Raw genomic sequence first — 17,732 nt, 5'->3', positions numbered from 1 at the left:
GAAGTCAGAAATTCACCAGTGTGAAGAAAAATGGAATTTTTCTTTTATATAGCTACTTTCCATGGCAAAATAAAACGTTATGCACAAATATGAGCAAATATTTTATGCATTATTCCCCTCGAAATCGTTTGACGGTTAATCCCGTCCGTGGGTTCGAATCCCACCGCCTCCGCCAAAAACCCTTGGAAATGCTGAGTTTCCAAGGGTTTTCTCTTTGCTTGATATTAAGTTTCGATTGCGGCAAAAACCAAAATGGTGCCCATGGTGCCCTGTTTGTGGTGCCCAAGCACTGAATACCATTCGGCGAAAATGAATGCTGTGGAGCCCAAATGGTGCCCAGAGGGGCGGTAGAAACGTATAAAACTTCAGAATATCATATGCAGAACTCATATAGCTTTTGAGGGTTACCACGCATCATACGGAAACGTATAAGACGATATGATAACAGGGATTTTCGGTTGTGTTTGTATGATTTTATTTGTATAATCAATGTAGCCTGATTAAATGCAAAGGTGATGGAAATGGTTACAACAGTTAGTTTTGAAATTACGACATATGACTATGCCTCCCCTGACTACGGCAAATGGACATTCCCTCATGATTTTCACTATGTGTATATCTTAGAGAATGGCAGAGATGCGTATGTCGGTGAGACAAATGATATTATTGAACGAAGCAAGGAGCATCATCGTAAGGATGATTGGTGTTACCGTTTTCATTTTAAGAGAATCCACGTAATAACAGGCGAGGACATTGAAGAAACTCCGGCAAAGCATTTTGAAAAACTTTTGATTAAATTAATGCGTATTGATCGCAGATTTCATGTCATCAATCGCAGTGAGGGTGAACGCACATTTTATCGGCGAAAAAACGAGTTTGAACTGGGCTTTGACAGGCTATGGCCACAGCTGGTAGAGCGTGGATTGGTAAAGCACAAAGAGTTTCAAGCCATCCTGAATAAAACGGAGTTTAAGTATTCTCCTCAAACGAGCCTTACAGATAAACAGATTGCCACCTTGACAAATATTGTAAATGCCATACATACCAGCGCATCACAAAACAACGAAAGGCAAAAAAGGCTAGGCCCATACTTCTGGAAGGTGATGCAGGAACCGGAAAGACGGTCATTGCATCCTCTTTGTTCTATCACCTTAAGACGAACCCTGATTTCAACGGAAAGCAAGTCGGTTTGGTATTTTCCAATTCTGCCACACGAAGTGAACTAAGATCTGCATTTAAGCGTCTGCCTGGGGGCTATGATAAAGAGATTATTAGCCCAATTGATGTTACAAAAAAGCATTATGACATTATCATTTGTGACGAGGCGCACAGATTACGAAGAAACAAAAATCTGGGTATGTATATTACTAATTTCCGAAGCGGCAACACTAGGCTGGGGTTGGATGATACGCATGACGAATTAGACTGGCTTGTGAAAAACTCCGATTGTCTTGTGTTGCTCTACGATAGAAAGCAAATTGCGTGTCCTTCTGATATTCCTTACGATGTTTTTCATCAACGCCTTGATATTTCACATTGTGGTATCCGTCCGGTAGAACTACAGGATCAGATGCGTATTCGCGCCGGAAACGACTACGTTCCCTATATTCATGCCGTATTGAATCAAAAACAGCTCTCCGCTTTAAATTTCAAAAACTATGAATTCAAGATTTTTTGCTCCTTTAGCGATATGATTGAGACTCTTGATATGAAAGAAAAGTCTGTTGGCTTGTGTAGATTGTGTGGAGGGTATGCTTGGAAGTGGATTGCGAAAGACTCTCCTGATAGACCGGACATATCTATCGATGGAGTTGATGTATGGTGGAATCGCCAGACTGGCGGATGGCTTAGAAACCCGAACGCAAAGCAGGAGATGGGCAGCATATATTCATTGCCTGGGCTTGATCTGAACTATGCTGCGGTAGTTATTGGCCCGGATTTGTATTATGATACTGAAAGCAGAGAAGTTAGAGTTAATCGAAAACACTTTTTTGACAATAAAGTGAAACGGTCTGTAGCAGATGATGAATTAAAAAACTATATTCTCAACACTTACGCAGTTCTGCTGACTCGCGGAATATTAGGAACCTATGTATATGTTTGCGATGATGCTTTGCGCGAATATCTAGGGAAGTTTATTCCGATAGTTAGATAAGAGTGTTACTAAAAGATATACGTTGAGAATAAGGCCAGCGCTGAAATTCAACGCTGGCCTTATTATTTAAACATTGGTGCCACTCAACACAGCTCTATGGTATGTATCAAGCACCACCTGTTTCCGATCCAGACGCACATCTACATACTGAGCGGTGACAGACTCAAGGTTATTGGAGATTCCGAGCTGGATACCGATGCCCTTCAAGCTGTGCCCCAGGATCATACCTACGGTATAAAAATCGCCTGTAAGCTGATGCATGTTGGTTGCTGCCGAATGTCTCAAGTCATGAAAACGCATATGAGGCATCCCAGTGTGCCTCAGAAGCTGACCAAAATTCGAGGATACCCGCTCCCGGCGCTCCGGTGCCCCGTTGGGCTTGGCGATAACCAAATCATTGTCATAGCAGGCTTGTCCCGCTCCGGTCAGCAAAGTTCTCTGTTCGGCCTGTAATGCCAGCTGGCGCTGAAAGTATGGCAGAGTAAGGTCTGTGATCGGCAGGACACGATCACTGGATTTTACAGGAGCCATTTCATCAATGGTCACTGTTCCCGCCGGTATTCCGAACGGCAGCTGCTCAACCACAGCAAACGTCTTGGATTCAAGATCAATATTTCTCCATCGAAGACCAAGAATTTCAGACAACCGAAGCCCATAAAGGCCTCCGAGAACCACGATCAGTTCCCACTTGGAACCAGCCACATTGGCAAATAGTGTGCTCATTTGCTCGGTCGTATAAGGGTCAGGAGTCTTGCCCTGCTTGCCGAACTTAGTGATAACGTCCCTTGCAGGGTTGTTTTCGATGTAATGGTACTTCCGTGCGTGTTCGAAAGCAACCCCTACAACGCGATGGGCATATTTCACTGAGCTATGGGAGAGACCTTTCTCGTACAACTGCCGGAACATATCATCCAGCATGGCAGGAGTTACCTGCCCAAGCGGAACGCTTCCGATATACGGAATCACGTGATTACGGATATGAGACCTGTAGCTGGCCTTTGTACTGGGACGGAGATTAGCATTTCCGTGCCGCTCGACCCATTCCTCCAAATATTCCTCCACAGTCATTTTCCGTTGGGCAGCTGTAGGTGCAACATAGGACGGATTTGAAAGCTTGTTTTTCATGGCTGCTTCGTACTGCAAGGCCTCTTTTTTTGTGGCAAAACCTTTCTTGGAATGTGTTTTCTGCTGTCCGTTGACTTTGTGCTTGATGTTCACGTCGTAAACTATACCGGGTTTCCCGGTTAATTCCCCGACACTGTTACGCTTATTTTGAACGGTTCTTTCTGTAATAGCCATTTTTGCCTCCTTATAGTTGGATCAGAGTCCCGGAAGGCGTGTGCCTTCCGGGACAGATTTGATTATGCGCTCTCCGCATTCATTTTCTGGATAGCGTCAAACCTCGCCTTAATAGCAGGCTTAGAAGGTGTCTTATGGGTTTCGTAATAGGCCCAGATGGCATTGACGCTGAGTAAGCGGTGGTTGCCGATCTGCAGGTATTCGATTTCCCCCTGTGCCATCAAGGTTCGCAGAGTTGCCTCGCCGATCCCGGAAACCTTTGCCATCATACTGGCCGGCATCAGCATCGGGAGCAGTTCAGGCGGGTCAGATTTCATTTTCTTGGCCATGGCTATTCTCCTTGGGTATTCAGGGGAAGCTTATTGGCAAAGTAAATCTTCCCGGGTTTGAGGAACTCCGGTATAGCCCGGTTCAGCGGGGCAATTTCCCACAGATGGTCGGTTGCTTCGGCTGTTGCCTCGGCAATGCTGCCGAATGCTTTGGTGTAATGTGCACCACGGAAGTACTTGTGCAGGCAATACCTTGCGTGCTCATAGGAATACTCAATCATAACAGCATTATCTCCGAAAACCGCATAAATTCTCATTTCACTTGCCCTCCATCCTTAAGTCGTATTCCTTTTATGTAATTTTTGGGATTTCCACCACCGGGCAATCTCACCCGACCATGTTCAATAGGATGTTTTTGAGAAACAAACCGAGTAAATAACCGGGAAAAAGCGTTATCGTTTATACTAAGATTATAAATGCTGCAAAAAAGTTCGCAGGCTTCGCAATTATGGACACCTCCATTGGGATCGGGAATAATCCAGTCTTGTACAAATGCTGCCATACATGATTCGAGGTCGCTACTGATTGATGTTGCCTCAGTAACCGCATTGATCTCGTAGTTGCCAGAAAAGATGTAATGCTTACTGCGGAGACAAAAATATGCCTGTAGTGCCCGATTAGCTATACGATCCGTTTCCTCCTTTAGGTTATCGATTAACGACGGCATGCGGGCCTCCTTTGCCACGGGGAAGGCAAAGGGAATTACAACGATACGGTCAATCAATGCCTCATCTCTCCTTTTGGTGCATAACATGTGATTTGTTGCTAAAACAAATGTTGCCTCGCACTCAAATTCCACCCGAGATTGGAATTTTACATCGGAGGATACTTTGTCGTGGCCACTGAGTTTTTTCAGAGCACTGACTGACTTATCATCGAGCACTCCGGCGGGAAGGTCAGGCGACAAACATATGACCTTGCGACTCAACTCGGACACAGCGAACTTGTCACCAAGTTCATGGACATTCAACGATGAAACGACTTCGTCGGGATAAAGACTGCGGAGAAAATTCGAAATTAAAGATTTGCCTGCGCCAGAGTAACCTTGAAGCAAGAAAATTACTCGCCCATCAAGATCCGGAACAAGACAGTAGCCAATGAATTCCAACACCCTGGCCTCTAACAACCTATCACCACCACTCATCTGATGGAGGAAGGTATCAAAATAGGGCGTAGACAGATTAGCGAAGCTCGGGTTATACTGACATTTAAGGCAGTATGTTGTAAAATATTGGGGTGAATGGGGATGTAGCTGGCCTGTTTTAAGGTCGAGGGTTCCATTCTCAAAAGTTACAAAGCGATAGCGTTCAGTACTGTTTTCTCCCACTTTGCATTCAATGCGAGGTTCGTTGCGAAGACAATCATATACCGATTTAGGAAAACTGGGGGTACCGGCGGCCTTGGCTTGTGAGCGACACTTATCAACAATAAAGCGTAACGCTGTATCTGTTGGATATGGCCGGTAACACTGACCATCAAATATGTGCAGTACATTACTTATTGACTTCATGTGGAAGCGTGTAAGTAAATACTGCGCAGTATCATACGGTGACATTTTGTCTTCTGAGGTAGAGGGAGCGCTCTCAGCGTCGGTAGCTTTTGATACTTTGACTTTCGGAAGCAATTCCTGCACTGTGGGCTGCTCATCCTTTGAAGGAACTTGTATCTGACGGTACACAGGTGTTGACGTGGGTATGGAAGTATTTCTGTACATCGCCGGTTCCGAAACAAGGCCCTTCATCTTGAGGATCTCTTTGTTGCTCATATCGATTGCATCCGGTTCATGAAAGTCCATAGGGATTAACAGATTTCTCGGATTCGGCGGATCGGGGATGCGTTCTCTGGTTTCGTCTATGTAAATAACTTTTGAGTGGTTATTTACGTCCCTAATTGGTCGTGTAGGTATCATGGGTTCGAATAGTTTTTGCTGTGAACCAATGTGCTCAAGGTACGGGTTGGAATGTTTCTTTTCCATGGCAAACTCTCCTTTGCTGATTTTGGTGTCATTTGACTATTTCATCCTGCCACGAAAACTGAAAGTCGAGAATTCGCAACATAAACAACCTTTTTTCAACAAGAGAAAGTTACAAAGGAGAGAAACCATGCCTCGCAAGAAAAAAGAAGTACTCAAGACCTGTGGAAAAATTGAGACCCAATTTCCTGCTCATGTAACGCAAACCGAGATAGCTATCAGCAAACTCAAGGACGCGGAGCTGATTGACCCCAAAACAGTCTCGTATTATGCAACAAAATTGCGTGAATGTCGGGAAAGAATTGGATTGACTGAAACATCTGTAGGAAATCTACTTAACTTGTCCCATGTTTCAATTGTTGGTTATGAGAATGCCCTCAGGCCAAGGGCATCTATTGACAGAACATATCTTAAGCTGTTTGCTTTAATCTATGATGTATCTCCGCTGTACCTTGTTGGGAAAACAGATAACCCATTGGACTATACGGGGGAGTTTCCAGTAGAAAAGTTTTTGCCGACAATTACAGAGCCTATAATGTTTGCACTCAGTTGCGCTAATAGCACACCAAGACCGCCAGCGCTGATTTATGCGGATGAAGCGGTAATGGCCCTTTATAAAGATGGTGTATTGGCTTCCAAAGAGGATCGTGAGTTGATGCAGGTTTTCTTACGAATCTGTGATGCCAAAGACAAGCGGCATGAAGTGATTAAAAATGCATTATTTGGCATTCCTTTGATACAAAGACTTTTTCAAAAGATTGGGGATGAAGCCTTCGCAAAGGAGCGCCGTACCGATATCAAGAGCAACAGATGCGAAAGAATAACAGAAAAGGATCCATATCATATACTTGAAACAATCTTTACGCTCGAGAAACTTGGGTACAAAGACCTTGATTTGTTGAAATGTTTCCTTGCGATTACAAGAGGTACACCAGAGGAAAAGCTTTTTGTGTTGCGATTTTTAAGAGATGGTGGGTTTATTGACGAAAGCAGTTCGTTTGTACAAAATAACAGGGCTACAAAGTTACAATCGTTGTCAGACCTTGCTTTCACGCATACGGAACAGGATTGATAAATTATTGTGCCGATGTGTCAGTGTCAAAAGCAGCTTGAATCATCGACTGTGAATCCGCCGTAATTATGCTTTTTGACCCGTAAAATTTAGAGTAGTTCTGACACAAGCACATTGACACAGTAAAGTTTGGTGAGCAGGTATTGTTTGGGCCAGAAGGGAAAGAGGCTTGGGGGAGGGGAAGGCCGAGCCGCCCGCAGGGCGTTGAGGCCCCATTCCCCTCCCCCAAACCAAAAGTTGACATATAGAAAAGGGGTTAGGGCCAGCGCCCTAACCCCTCAAATCATTTGTCCCGTTTCTTGAGCATGGACACATACACTGCAATAGCGGCACTGGCACCTTTCAGGAACAGAGTTATGGCATCCATGATGATAGCGGGAATCATTTTGCGGTGCAGACTTCGGTGAAGCAGAAAGCGATCATGGTGATAACAAATCCAACCAAGAACCAAATCACTGCGGGTTCCTCCTTTCAAACGTCTAATTTCAAATGGCTTTCAATGGCATCCTCCAACTCCTTCTGCTGGATGCCGATGTAGCGCTGTGTCACGGCAGCGCTGCTGTGCTGCAGGAGCTGCTGGACCAACGCAATATTGTAGTTGCTGTTTTTGTAAATCTCCGTTGCGTAATACTTTCGGAAGCTATGTGTGCTGATACCGGAGAAACCCAAATAGTCGCAGACGGTTTTCAGATGCTTCTGTACCGACCGTTCCGTGACCGGGAATATGAGATCATTGCTCCCAATGCCATTATCCAGACAGTAGCATCGGATAAACTGATACAGCGCCAGAGGAACGGTAAACACACGGGCCTTTCCGGTTTTCTGCTCTATGATGGCAAGACGATAGCGGTTGCCGTCCTTGACAATATCGCACAGGCGAAGCTGAACAATGTCCGAGATGCGCAAACCCAAGTTTGCTTCCAGCATGAGTGCCGTTGCCGCCCGTGGGTTCGGACGGCATCCGGTGAAGCCCTGCTTCATGGTTGAGATGATTTCCTTGTATTGCTCCGTGGTCAGAGCCACGGTTCGCTTGTTCATTTTGCACCTCCAATCCAGTCTGAAATACGAATTATCGTCCTGGGAAATACGAACTTTTAAGGCCAATCCGCTGAAAGCCTTGAAAACACTGGATTTTGGTAGTCGTATTTCTACAATTTAACGAACAATCACAAATTTCTCAGCACAAAGATGGCATCGCCGCCGATACGCAGAAAAGTTTCCGGGAAGCGGAACCGCTCCTTGTATCGCTCGATCTGCTCCTTGGATAGAGATGTGAAATTCCGATGCCCGGGTGGGGCGGCGCAGACAAAGAAGCTGCCGAAGATGATATCCCCTATTTCGTGAATAGAGCGGCACATGGGCAGATTCATCAGTTTGCCATCATCGTTGCAAATCAGAGCCACAGGTTCGTCAAAGGGATAGATGGCCTGAATCGTCCCACCAACAGCTTCCTGCATGGAATCCAGAGTGCCGGAGATGTTCTTTTCCTTCGGTGCCTTGCCGGGTTCGACCATGAGAATTTTCATGTCATACCTCCATCGTGTAAAAGCATTCTTCGATTTCTTCCGGGGTAAACCCATCGTTCAGCAGATCATCAATATCGTCGGGAGCATATCCGAAGGCTCTGGCTACCGATTTCAGTTCGGACACATAGCTGTCATAAGCGGTATCGTTGTCCCAGAGGGAAAAGCGGTAGGGCCAGCCAAAGTAACTGCGGCTGCGGAAAAGATGGGAGGTATCGAAAATGCTCCGGGTAATACGGCCAAAGCGGTCAATACGGACGATCTCCCCGGAGTCGATATTGACCTCCTGCGGTTTACCCAGCTTGAGCCGGATGCCCTGTAAGGCCCGTTTCAGGATGTCCTCGGTGGATGCGTAGAGGTACAGCCCTAACTTGGGCCAGTGGTACAGGCAGAGGGGATTGTTTCCCTTCACGATATACAGGTTGTCCGTATTGTCCGTTACCGTGAATGTAAAGGTTCCTTCCACGGCTTCGGCCATCTGTTTCAGGCTTGCAAAGGACAGTTCTCCGGATCGCTCGATCAGCTGGACAGCTACATAGCTGTCGGTTTCGATTTTTGTGGAAGGAAGTTTCCTCTGCCTCCGAAGTTCATGGTCATTGTGGAGAATGCCGTTGTGGGCCAGAGCGAAAGGAACCCCACCTGCACGGCCACTGAACGGATGATTATTGTGGTTGTGTTTCTCACAGCCTTGCGTGGTCATTCTTGTGTGGCCCATGACATAATTGGTGTCCTTTGGAATACGCAATCGAAGGTGGTGAGCAGGAAGTGGACGCTTATAGATCTGCAATCCGTTATCGGTGTTATAGGCGATTCCGGTGGCATCGGTGCCACGGGCCTCACAGACGGTAGAAAGCACCGCCAGAATGTGGTTTTTCTGAGCAGCAGTCAGAGAGTGGCCGTAATCTAAAAGTCCGAATAAGCAGCACATATCAGACCTCCTCAGACACAGCAACAGGTTCATTGAGGTACAGGCGGCGTTCCTTGAGATACTGGATCAGCTCCGGCTCAGTAACACCGGACACAAACTCACTCCACGACATGGCTCTGAGTTCATCATCGGACATACAAATCGCCACGTCGCAGATTCGGTTGACCATCTGCAGCGTGGCGATCAGCGTATTGTATTTCAGAGTGCCCCGGAAGATCCGGAACTCAATGGTATCCTCATTGGTCAGATTGACGCAGGTATAGCGGTTACACCGGCCTTTCTTGACATGCTCCATCATTTCGGTGGGATGATCCTTGTAGCCGTACCGGGCGGCCCAGCGCTCCAACTGGCGCTGAGTACGGCGGCTGAATTTCAGAAGCTCATTCCAGTGACGCTCCACAAAGAACAACACACGTGCAATGGCGCTGTCCTGCTCCACCGCAAATGCACCGAAGGCCTCCCGGCTCACATGGACATGCAGACCACAGGTGTTGGCCTGATGGGAGCGGTAGCCCTGTCGCACGGCCTCCGCCATGACCTCTACCCAGGGCATCTTTGTCAGCTGATATTCAAGCGACATAGGATGGGTCACGAGTTCAAGCCCTTCATCCAGACTGCCATCATGCTTGATATAGATATTCTCAGTATCCCGGTTGGCTACGTTCAACAGTTTCTTAGCTTTGGACTCATACTCGCCGCCCTCGTCGATCTCAAGCTCCACGCCGAAAAAGCGGGGGCCATTGCCGTAGAAGTTGGGTGCAGGGCGGTAGCTGTACTCGTGGATGATCCGACTGTCCAGCATATCATGGCAGGACTCACAGTACGGCTCATCATCGTCCCCGAAATAGAAAGCGTTGTTTTCGTGAAGCAGACGGCCGCAGCGGGAGCAGTGAACATAGTTTCTTTCATAACAGCTGCCGCAGAGGATCAAATCGCCGCTGCCCTCATTGTTGTCGTTCCAAATGCGCCTTCCGCAGTCTTCGCACACCGAAGTCTCCGTTTCGAGACAGGCGGGACAAAGGAACTCGCCATCGAACTCCGTCAGCTCTGTTCGGGGAAATTCATGCCCACAATGGGAACATACTTCCTTGGTTTTCATAGTCAATTACCTCCATAAACAAAATTTGCCCGAGGCTGTTTCGCCTCGGGCTTTATACATGGAGATAATATATCATTCAATTATTCATCTATCCGTTTCGCTCTGCTTTGCTTTTAAAAAATCAATAAATTTGTCTACGCACATTCGGTTTTCCTGTGTTAAAGTCTCCCACCGGGCCAAATACTCTTTTTGCGGAAAAGTCATTAGGGCTACTGATTCGTCCTCGGCAAAAAATTGCGATAGAGAAATATTAAAGCCTTTACATATCTTTTCGAGAGTAGGAATAGACGGAATAGTCCCTTTGTTCAACATAGCGCTCAAGGTGGAGTAGGTAATATCGCTTTCTTTGGCCAATCGATAATACGTCCAAGAATACGCATTGCACAGATCCTTTATTCGCTTTGTTACATCAAATTTAAGCACGAGGCACATCCTCCCTCACGAGGGGTTTTTATTATTGTACCCTGCACATCGCAAAATCGTTAGATTACAAATATCGTCATAAATCATTGAATTTATGACGATATTACGCTATACTTATCTGACAAGAAACTTGCAAAGGGGATCGCATTATGTTTTGCTATAATTGCGGAAAAGAGTTAAACGATGACTTCAATCTTTGCCCTTATTGTGGCGCAGATATAACACGATATTCTGACGAAACTGCCGATAAAGCCAAAGAATATATAGTAGAACCAGATGTAAAGTTTGAATTACTTGGTCGAGAACTTTTCTTTTCTCCTCGTTTTTTGGAGTACAATACACTGAGAAAGCGTTTTTTTGAAAAGGCCGAAAGTCTTGAAGAGGAATATATCAAGTTTTACAAGAGCCGAAAGCACACATTTGTGGGCCTTTTCGATGAAGAAATCCCCGAGGTTGTTCAAAAGGTCACCTCTGCCGTTCGTTTCGGTGTTGACGTTCTTATGGAATACGGCATTGATGACATTGATGACACCATGTTGGCAAACATGGTGGTCCAGAGTGGCAACATCAAAGAGTCTCTGGGATACATATATGCAAAAGCTGGGGAAATTCAGCGCTATGCAGAAAATTTGGGAGACTATAGAGATATAAAAAAAGCAAGCAGAGGTCATTGGGAAGGTGGCGGGTTTGGTGTCACCGGAGCGGTCAAAGGTGCAATTGTTGCAGGAGCATTCAACATTGGTGCAGGGGCATTTCATGGTATCGGGGATACCCTTACGAAAGCAAGCGACAAAGCAAAGATAAGTGGTATGAAACAGGAGCTTGCTATTGATCCAAGAGTGGCAACGTGCCTCTTTGATACCGTTTACGATTTCAGCACAAAAGTGTTTTATTGTGTAGAAAAACTGCTGATTGAAAATGATCTCATTGATGAATATGATTTCGATGAAGCTGCCGCAAATGCAAGGGCTAAAAACTATATTGCAAGAATTGCATCACAGGCATCCGCTGAAAATGTTGAAAAAGCTATAGATATCTTATGCGATTGCATACAACAGGCGCCATATTCCACCATTCTTTACGTTCACCTCTATAATCTTTTTACCGGGAGGAAATCGGATATTCATTCTGCGGCCAAGTTCTTTGGTAACGAGAGAAATTATAAATTATCCCTTCTGAGCGCAGACAAAAAGATTGTTGACTCAATAAAGACCGAACCAGAGAAAACAGTTGAGGAAATCCGGAAAAAGATAGAAAGTTATGAAACGCTCGCAAGGGATAATCCGTACTTGAATGTAGCCACCTATGTCAAAGCTTTGGAAAAGAAAGCAATAGAGATAGAAAAAGAAGCTGAAAGAACGAGCAAGGCACAAGCACTGGAAAAGCAGATCAAGGGAAAGCAGAAAGAACTTGCCGAGATGATAATCGCAGGAAAGGAAAATCTGCTGTGGGATATGGCTGAATGTGATGATTTGGAGGCCATGATTACCTTAAAACTCTACTACTATAAGCTATCTAATCCAGCTTGTGGAGAACAGTATGCCGTTCGTGAAAAGATGACTTCATTGATACAGCGTGCAAACAGTGGCAATAAATTTGCGGAATACTTAGTTGCCTTTCTTATGCACACAGTTTTAGATTATACCCCTTGGAGATGGCAATCCGTAGGACACAAAGAAGATAAGAGTAAATACTTCCGTGAAGCCAAAATATTTGCCGATGCCGGTAATATTTTAGCGATTGGAGATATTGGTAGATGGATGTGTGCAATTAACGACTCCGAACAGGGTATCGAAATGATAAAGATGGCCGCCGAAAAATTGGAGCCCTTTGCGGCGCTCAAATTAGGTAATTACTATAGAGAAGGGAGCAAAGCACTAAATATTCCACAGAACCCCAGTATGTCACATTACTTTTCAACCATTGCTTTTGCATACGGATTATCTGAGAACGCAAAAACTGTAGCTGGTCCATTGGCAACGGCTGCCGAAAAGGCTACTGCGGAAAATATTCAAATGAAGGTTCAATCCGAGGCTGAAGAAACATCTGATGAAAAAAAGTCTTCGACGTCTATAGGAACAGTAGGCCCAGCCTCAATTGAGGCCCAGTCTGCTGTTGGAATGGATAAAAAGCCATTAGAAATTTCAGATGTTTCCCCATGTCCCAAAGCAGGCGAAAAAACGCAAACCACTAATGTAGCGGAAGAAGCCAAGGCGGAACCAGTTCAGTCCAAGGAAGCTGAACAACAATCTAAAACAAACGCCTCTTTTGTTGGTAATACTGCAAACAAAAAAACTCCGTCAAATTCCGCTATCAAAAAAACTCAGAGTAAAACAATGGCTCCAAAGAGCAAGGCGGTGGCCGGACTGCTAACCCTTTTTCTGGGACTTGTAGGCGCACAATGGTTTTATCTCAATAAACCTGTAAGAGCAATAGTTTATTTGGCTATTACACTTTTGGGTATATTCGTCGTTCCAGGTGCAGTATCTTTTTGGCAGTTATTTTTGTTCGGCGAGTCTATATTCTTCTTTGTCGCAAAAGCAGCCAAAGTCGAAAAATATTCTAAACGTGCCATTAAACACAAAAAACAAGTGAGCAAAGAATAATCAAACAAGTGAGAGTGACGAGAACACAAAAAGTCTCGTCACTCTCACTTGCTATTTCATTCTGTGGAAGATGGCTTAATGAGTGTGGAAAGAGGGATGTTTAGACTGTTGCTCCCTACAGAAATCTTGCAATAAAGTTCCAAATCACCTCTACCATAGTATGGGGTTTTAGCATCTGGGAGATATGTAATTTTGATACCTCTATCCATACAAGGATTGCCCCACCGGGATTTTCCCCAATAGGTAGTCTTACAGATATCTCCGACGTTCCATTCACAGTTATGATCTAAAAGCCAGTGGTCATAGCAAAAGTTGCGGATATTTCCGCTCGAATCTGCCAGTTCAAATGTTTCCCAATATATCTCGTCAAATTGGGGCGAAATATGAAACACCCTCTTTTTTGCGTGGGGAGTCATAACTGAATAGCTGTCCCGCAGGGAAACCGGGAGTGAATCTGCTGGTATGATGCCGTCTGCTTCTTTCTGGTGCATGATGATGGTATAGAACTCTTTTCCAACAGGTAATTCGGACTGCTTACAGGCCAACAGCGCAGAGCGGAAAAGAGAATGTTCCTTGCCATTGACCTCAAAGGAGCGGGAGCACCCCCAAAAAAGATTCCAGCACTTGCAATACACGCCAGCGCTGCCGATATTCACAAATGTAGATACTGGAATGGCCCCAAAGGAAATGCGTAGTTCCCATCGTCATAGACAGTGCCGTCAGAGAGCACTTCCACGGAATAGCAATCGTAGGCCATATGAACATCCATCAGCCCGGTATATTCTTTGGACGGATCACCAAAGGCGGGTTCTGGGACAAAAGGCGTGTTGATCTGCTTGGTGTACTGCTCGCTAAATTTGCTTAGGCAAAGCTCGGTTTCCTGATAGACAGGATAATTGCCGTAAAGAAGTCCGTAGTCATAGAGGTGTTCATTGGAGAAAATATCGCTTTCATACAAATCAAAATATTCCGTGTAAACCTCGCTCAGATCTACAGCAATTATGATGATACGGACAGGAGCATACCGACATAGAAAGTCCTTGGAGTCCTTTACAAGCAGTCCAGCAGGCAAACAGGCGCAATCAAATATCTTGGGTGCATTCGGGTTGGTAATACTGATGGGAATTCCGGCTCCCCATATCTTTTTGCATCGTTCAATGGACAGCCGCTTGCAATAAGCTAAAGCCTTGTCTATGCTGGAAAAAGTGTGGTCATTAACTTGGTAGGAGCACCCTTCCGGAATAACGACCTTATCCAAATACTTGATTTGGTCATTCGACAGGTTCAGGCGATCTCGATGGTGCTTTTTCCTTTCTTTGGCTTTTGTTCGGGCTTCATGTATGTAATAGCCAATGTGGGAGAATTTCTTGAGGGATAATAATATATTCATAGGCTGTTCCTTTCAGTGTATTAAGGAAAAACAGCGGCGGAGTCGTGCCACAATCACGAACATCCGCCGCCTAACCGGACCTGTTGACAACATAGGCAGGAGAATAAGCCGATGGTTGCGCAACGGATCAGACTGATTAGAGAATAGCACACGGCATGGACAATAAATGTCCTTATCTTTCGCTCCACAGATTTTTTGAGATTTTTGTGCGTAATAAAGGAACATCATGGTAAATCAATCTGAAAAAGGAGAGAAAAACCATGATGAGTCCTGAAATTGAACGTGAAATGATTCGCCGCCACCGTAACGGCACGATTCGCTTCGATCACGAAGGTGAGTTTTGGCGGGACGATGAAAAGCGAACTGTAAAAATGATGTTTGAAGAAGGCTACGGCATTTCTGAAATCGCCTTTGCTGTTGGCAGATCAGAGCCGGCAGTCATGCAGCAAATTGAGAAAATGGATCTCTACCAAAGGACGCTGAACCCCAAGCGCCACAAGTCGCCGCCCAAGGCTCCTACTTGTTTATGTGACTCCTGCTCGCTTGATTTGAGCGCTTGTCCCCGCTGTGAAGCCCATCTTTCGGTGCAGGAGGTGGAATGAATGTTAGAGGAATATCCTGATATTCTGACAGTAGAAGAAGCCTGTGAAGCCCTGAGAATGGGCTACAATGCTATGTACGATCTCCTAAACAGCGGTAAGCTCAAGGGGTTTCGGAATGGCCGTGTATGGCGTATTCCAAAGCTGGCTATCAAGGAATACATATTGGAAAGCGCCAGAATCAAAGTAAAAGAGGAACGTGTCCGGTGACACGTTCCTTGCTGTTTCTTTAAGAATATGCTATAATTTGAAAAAACCTGTAGAAAGGTTGGCATCCTTATATGAAACTCAAAGAAATTCATCTGAAAAAGTTTAAACGTTTCACAGATTTGACTATAACAGCTATTCCCTCAAGTGCTCGATTGGTTGTACTTGTTGGACCGAATGGATGTGGTAAGAGTTCCGTTTTTGATGCATTTAAGGTTTGGCAATTGTGGAAAGGATATACCGGCCTCCCCACAGACCAAAGCTACTGCAATAAAACTCCAGTAGGGCAAGATGGTTATGAAAATTCAAACAAATTAGTTGATTTATCATTTTATGATTATGATGGTGAGGATACCAATAAAAACCATTCGATTTTCTATTTTCGAACCGCGTATCGGAATGACCCTTCTCTAGCTATCAAAGGTATATCGGCGGTGGAAGCGCCTACAGCAATTGCAAATAAAAACATGATGATAGAGAACGATCAGGAGGTTGCGAAAAACTACCATCGTTTGATTTCTAAGACGCTTGAATGTGTATATGATACATCATACAACGAGAAATCGGTAGCCACACTACGTGATGAATTAATCGGAAAAATTCGAGAATCTCTAACTCGCCTTTTTGGTGACTTAACTCTTTCTGGTGTGGGAAATCCCACAGAAAATGGCGACTTCCTTTTTGACAAAGGGGTTTCCAAAAATTACTCCTATAAAAATCTCTCTGGAGGAGAAAAAGCGGCGTTTGATTTGATATTAGACTTGGTCATTAAGCAAAAATACTATCCAGACACCATTTTCTGTATCGACGAGCCAGAGGCCCATATGCATACAGCATTACAGGAAAAACTCTTAGGTGAACTTTACACTCTGATCGGAGCAAATGGTCAGTTATGGATTGCTACGCATTCACTTGGTATGCTAAATAAAGCCAAAGAACTTGAAGCCGAATGTCCGGGAAGTGTTGCATTCTTAAATTTTGATGGATTTGATTTTGATGATGTAGTTCAGATTATGCCTTCTCCCGTTTCACATAATTTGTGGAATAGAATTCTATCTTTGACTTTAGAAAATTACTCTACCTTACTTGCCCCGGAAACAGTAGTGTTCTGCGAAGGGACTACTAGGGGCAGGAAACGGAAAGACTTTGATGCAAAGTGCTATGCAAATATTTTCAGCACAACTCACCCGAGCACTGTGTTCTACTCATTAGGAGGCTGCAACGACATCGAGGAAGACAAACTAAAGGTAATTGGGCTAACACAAGCTATTGTCCCGAACACCAATGTCATTCGAATTATTGATCGAGATGATCGAAGTGAAAATGAAGTAGAAGAACTTTCTGAAAAGGGAATTAAGGTGCTGGATAGGCGTCACCTTGAATCCTATTTACTGGACGATGAAATAATCAAAAAATGGTGCGCTACAGTTGGGAAAGCAGAGTTGGAAAATAGTGCCCTTACAATAAAGCAACAGGCGATAAATGCTAGCATTAGTCGAGGAAATGCCACGGATGATATTAAATCTGCTAGCAACGATATAGTAACCAACATCAAAAAGTTGCTTGGACTTACAGCGTGTGGAAATAATGGTGAAGCAATTATTCGTGACACAATTACACCATTAATAACACCGGATACCCAAGTATATCAACAACTAGAACGGCTGATTTTTGGTTGATGCTTATGGTGCCCAAATGGTGCCCTCACTCGTTTTGATGCTACATGAATATTCCTCTGCATCAGAGAAAAAGGTGCGACTTTTGAGCAAAACAACACATTTTAATTGACCTAGAACGGCTCGATGTGGCGGTATGGGATTCTGTTTATCCTTCGAAATCAGTTTGCGAGCAATCGCACGAGGGTTCGAATCCCTCCCGCTGCGCCAAAATGAATGACCCTGCCTGATTTGGGCGAATGCTTGGCGTTATTTTGGGTCAGGCAGGGTTATTTTAAGTATGAACCCCTTGCATTGCAAGGGGTTCATACTTTCTTGTATTAAGCACCTATGCTACCGGCAAAGTACAAAACATTGAAATGATAGAGGTCAAATTCCTGTTATGCCACTGAAATATGGTCCAAAAAAGAATTTTCTAAGGCAGAAGATATGATTTGTGAACTTGGCCTGAAAT

The 17,732-nt window shown here is 44.7% G+C and carries 18 protein-coding genes and 1 tRNA gene; 8 read left to right on the top strand and 11 right to left on the bottom strand.

Annotated features, from left to right (window positions below):
- The first annotated feature begins 521 nt into the window (after positions 1–521).
- Positions 522–1,226, top strand: a complete 705-nt coding sequence (locus EIO64_RS03675) for a GIY-YIG nuclease family protein (RefSeq protein WP_197714229.1) — start codon at positions 522–524, stop codon at positions 1,224–1,226.
- Positions 1,139–2,155 carry a DNA/RNA helicase domain-containing protein gene (locus tag EIO64_RS03670; protein WP_203005779.1) on the top strand — a complete coding sequence of 339 codons (1,017 nt, stop codon included), beginning with the start codon at positions 1,139–1,141 and terminating at the stop codon, positions 2,153–2,155. The genes EIO64_RS03675 and EIO64_RS03670 overlap by 88 nt, the downstream gene beginning before the upstream one ends.
- 66 nt (positions 2,156–2,221) lie before the next feature.
- Here EIO64_RS03670 and EIO64_RS03665 read toward each other — a convergent pair whose 3' ends face one another.
- From EIO64_RS03665 to EIO64_RS03650, 4 genes are all read right to left on the bottom strand, one after another.
- Positions 2,222–3,454, bottom strand: a complete 1,233-nt coding sequence (locus EIO64_RS03665; RefSeq protein WP_119311369.1) for a site-specific integrase — start codon at positions 3,452–3,454, stop codon at positions 2,222–2,224.
- Between the two features lie 62 nt (positions 3,455–3,516).
- The gene (locus EIO64_RS03660) at positions 3,517–3,783 is read right to left on the bottom strand and encodes a DNA-binding protein (RefSeq protein WP_181446420.1); all 267 of its coding nucleotides are present in this window, start codon (positions 3,781–3,783) and stop codon (positions 3,517–3,519) included.
- 2 nt (positions 3,784–3,785) lie between these two features.
- Positions 3,786–4,040: a hypothetical protein gene (locus tag EIO64_RS03655; protein ID WP_119311368.1), complete on the bottom strand. Its 255-nt coding sequence runs from the start codon at positions 4,038–4,040 to the stop codon at positions 3,786–3,788.
- Positions 4,037–5,758, bottom strand: a complete 1,722-nt coding sequence (locus tag EIO64_RS03650) for a DNA primase family protein (protein WP_119311367.1) — start codon at positions 5,756–5,758, stop codon at positions 4,037–4,039. Before EIO64_RS03650 ends, EIO64_RS03655 begins: the two co-directional genes overlap by 4 nt.
- A gap of 127 nt (positions 5,759–5,885) precedes the next feature.
- On the opposite strand from EIO64_RS03650, the gene EIO64_RS03645 reads away from it, so the two are divergent.
- On the top strand, positions 5,886–6,827 hold the full coding sequence (locus EIO64_RS03645) for a helix-turn-helix domain-containing protein (protein ID WP_119311366.1): 942 nt from the start codon (positions 5,886–5,888) through the stop codon (positions 6,825–6,827).
- Between the two features lie 471 nt (positions 6,828–7,298).
- On the opposite strand, the gene EIO64_RS03640 is transcribed toward EIO64_RS03645, so the two are convergent.
- The 5 genes from EIO64_RS03640 to EIO64_RS03620 all read right to left on the bottom strand — a co-directional run bounded on the left by EIO64_RS03640 (position 7,299) and on the right by EIO64_RS03620 (position 10,800).
- Entirely contained in the window at positions 7,299–7,865 is a 567-nt protein-coding gene (locus EIO64_RS03640) for a tyrosine-type recombinase/integrase (RefSeq protein ID WP_119311365.1), read from the bottom strand.
- Positions 7,866–7,993: 128 nt separating this feature from the next.
- Positions 7,994–8,353: a DUF3846 domain-containing protein gene (locus EIO64_RS03635; RefSeq protein WP_119311364.1), complete on the bottom strand. Its 360-nt coding sequence runs from the start codon at positions 8,351–8,353 to the stop codon at positions 7,994–7,996.
- Position 8,354: 1 nt separating this feature from the next.
- Positions 8,355–9,278, bottom strand: coding sequence for a class II glutamine amidotransferase (locus tag EIO64_RS03630; RefSeq protein ID WP_119311363.1), 924 nt, complete (start codon positions 9,276–9,278; stop codon positions 8,355–8,357).
- A gap of 1 nt (position 9,279) precedes the next feature.
- Positions 9,280–10,377, bottom strand: coding sequence for an amidoligase family protein (locus tag EIO64_RS03625; protein ID WP_119311362.1), 1,098 nt, complete (start codon positions 10,375–10,377; stop codon positions 9,280–9,282).
- A gap of 84 nt (positions 10,378–10,461) precedes the next feature.
- Positions 10,462–10,800, bottom strand: coding sequence for a helix-turn-helix domain-containing protein (locus EIO64_RS03620; protein WP_158629688.1), 339 nt, complete (start codon positions 10,798–10,800; stop codon positions 10,462–10,464).
- Between the two features lie 149 nt (positions 10,801–10,949).
- Between EIO64_RS03620 and EIO64_RS03615 the strand changes: the two genes are divergently transcribed.
- The gene (locus EIO64_RS03615) at positions 10,950–13,406 is read left to right on the top strand and encodes a zinc-ribbon domain and TM2 domain-containing protein (protein ID WP_119311360.1); all 2,457 of its coding nucleotides are present in this window, start codon (positions 10,950–10,952) and stop codon (positions 13,404–13,406) included.
- Positions 13,407–13,462: 56 nt separating this feature from the next.
- Here the strand turns inward: EIO64_RS03615 and EIO64_RS03610 are convergent, their stop codons facing one another.
- Together EIO64_RS03610 and EIO64_RS03605 are read right to left on the bottom strand one after the other, a co-directional pair.
- Positions 13,463–14,062: a hypothetical protein gene (locus EIO64_RS03610; protein ID WP_158629687.1), complete on the bottom strand. Its 600-nt coding sequence runs from the start codon at positions 14,060–14,062 to the stop codon at positions 13,463–13,465.
- Positions 14,059–14,796, bottom strand: a complete 738-nt coding sequence (locus EIO64_RS03605) for a hypothetical protein (protein ID WP_136890787.1) — start codon at positions 14,794–14,796, stop codon at positions 14,059–14,061. Before EIO64_RS03605 ends, EIO64_RS03610 begins: the two co-directional genes overlap by 4 nt.
- Before the next feature lie 260 nt (positions 14,797–15,056).
- Between EIO64_RS03605 and EIO64_RS03600 the strand changes: the two genes are divergently transcribed.
- From EIO64_RS03600 to EIO64_RS03585, 4 genes are all read left to right on the top strand, one after another.
- Positions 15,057–15,398: a hypothetical protein gene (locus EIO64_RS03600; RefSeq protein WP_119311358.1), complete on the top strand. Its 342-nt coding sequence runs from the start codon at positions 15,057–15,059 to the stop codon at positions 15,396–15,398.
- Positions 15,399–15,605, top strand: a complete 207-nt coding sequence (locus EIO64_RS03595) for a helix-turn-helix domain-containing protein (protein WP_119311357.1) — start codon at positions 15,399–15,401, stop codon at positions 15,603–15,605.
- Positions 15,606–15,676: 71 nt separating this feature from the next.
- On the top strand, positions 15,677–17,281 hold the full coding sequence (locus tag EIO64_RS03590; RefSeq protein WP_119311356.1) for an AAA family ATPase: 1,605 nt from the start codon (positions 15,677–15,679) through the stop codon (positions 17,279–17,281).
- A 125-nt stretch (positions 17,282–17,406) separates the two neighbouring features.
- Positions 17,407–17,488, top strand: a tRNA-OTHER gene (locus tag EIO64_RS03585).
- The last annotated feature ends 244 nt before the right edge of the window (positions 17,489–17,732 follow it).

It is taken from the genome of Dysosmobacter welbionis (assembly GCF_005121165.3).
In the GTDB taxonomy this organism is placed as follows: Bacteria; Bacillota; Clostridia; order Oscillospirales; family Oscillospiraceae; genus Oscillibacter; species Oscillibacter welbionis.
The sequence above is the reverse complement of the archived record's forward strand: the minus strand, read 5'-3'. Positions and strand labels throughout refer to the sequence as shown.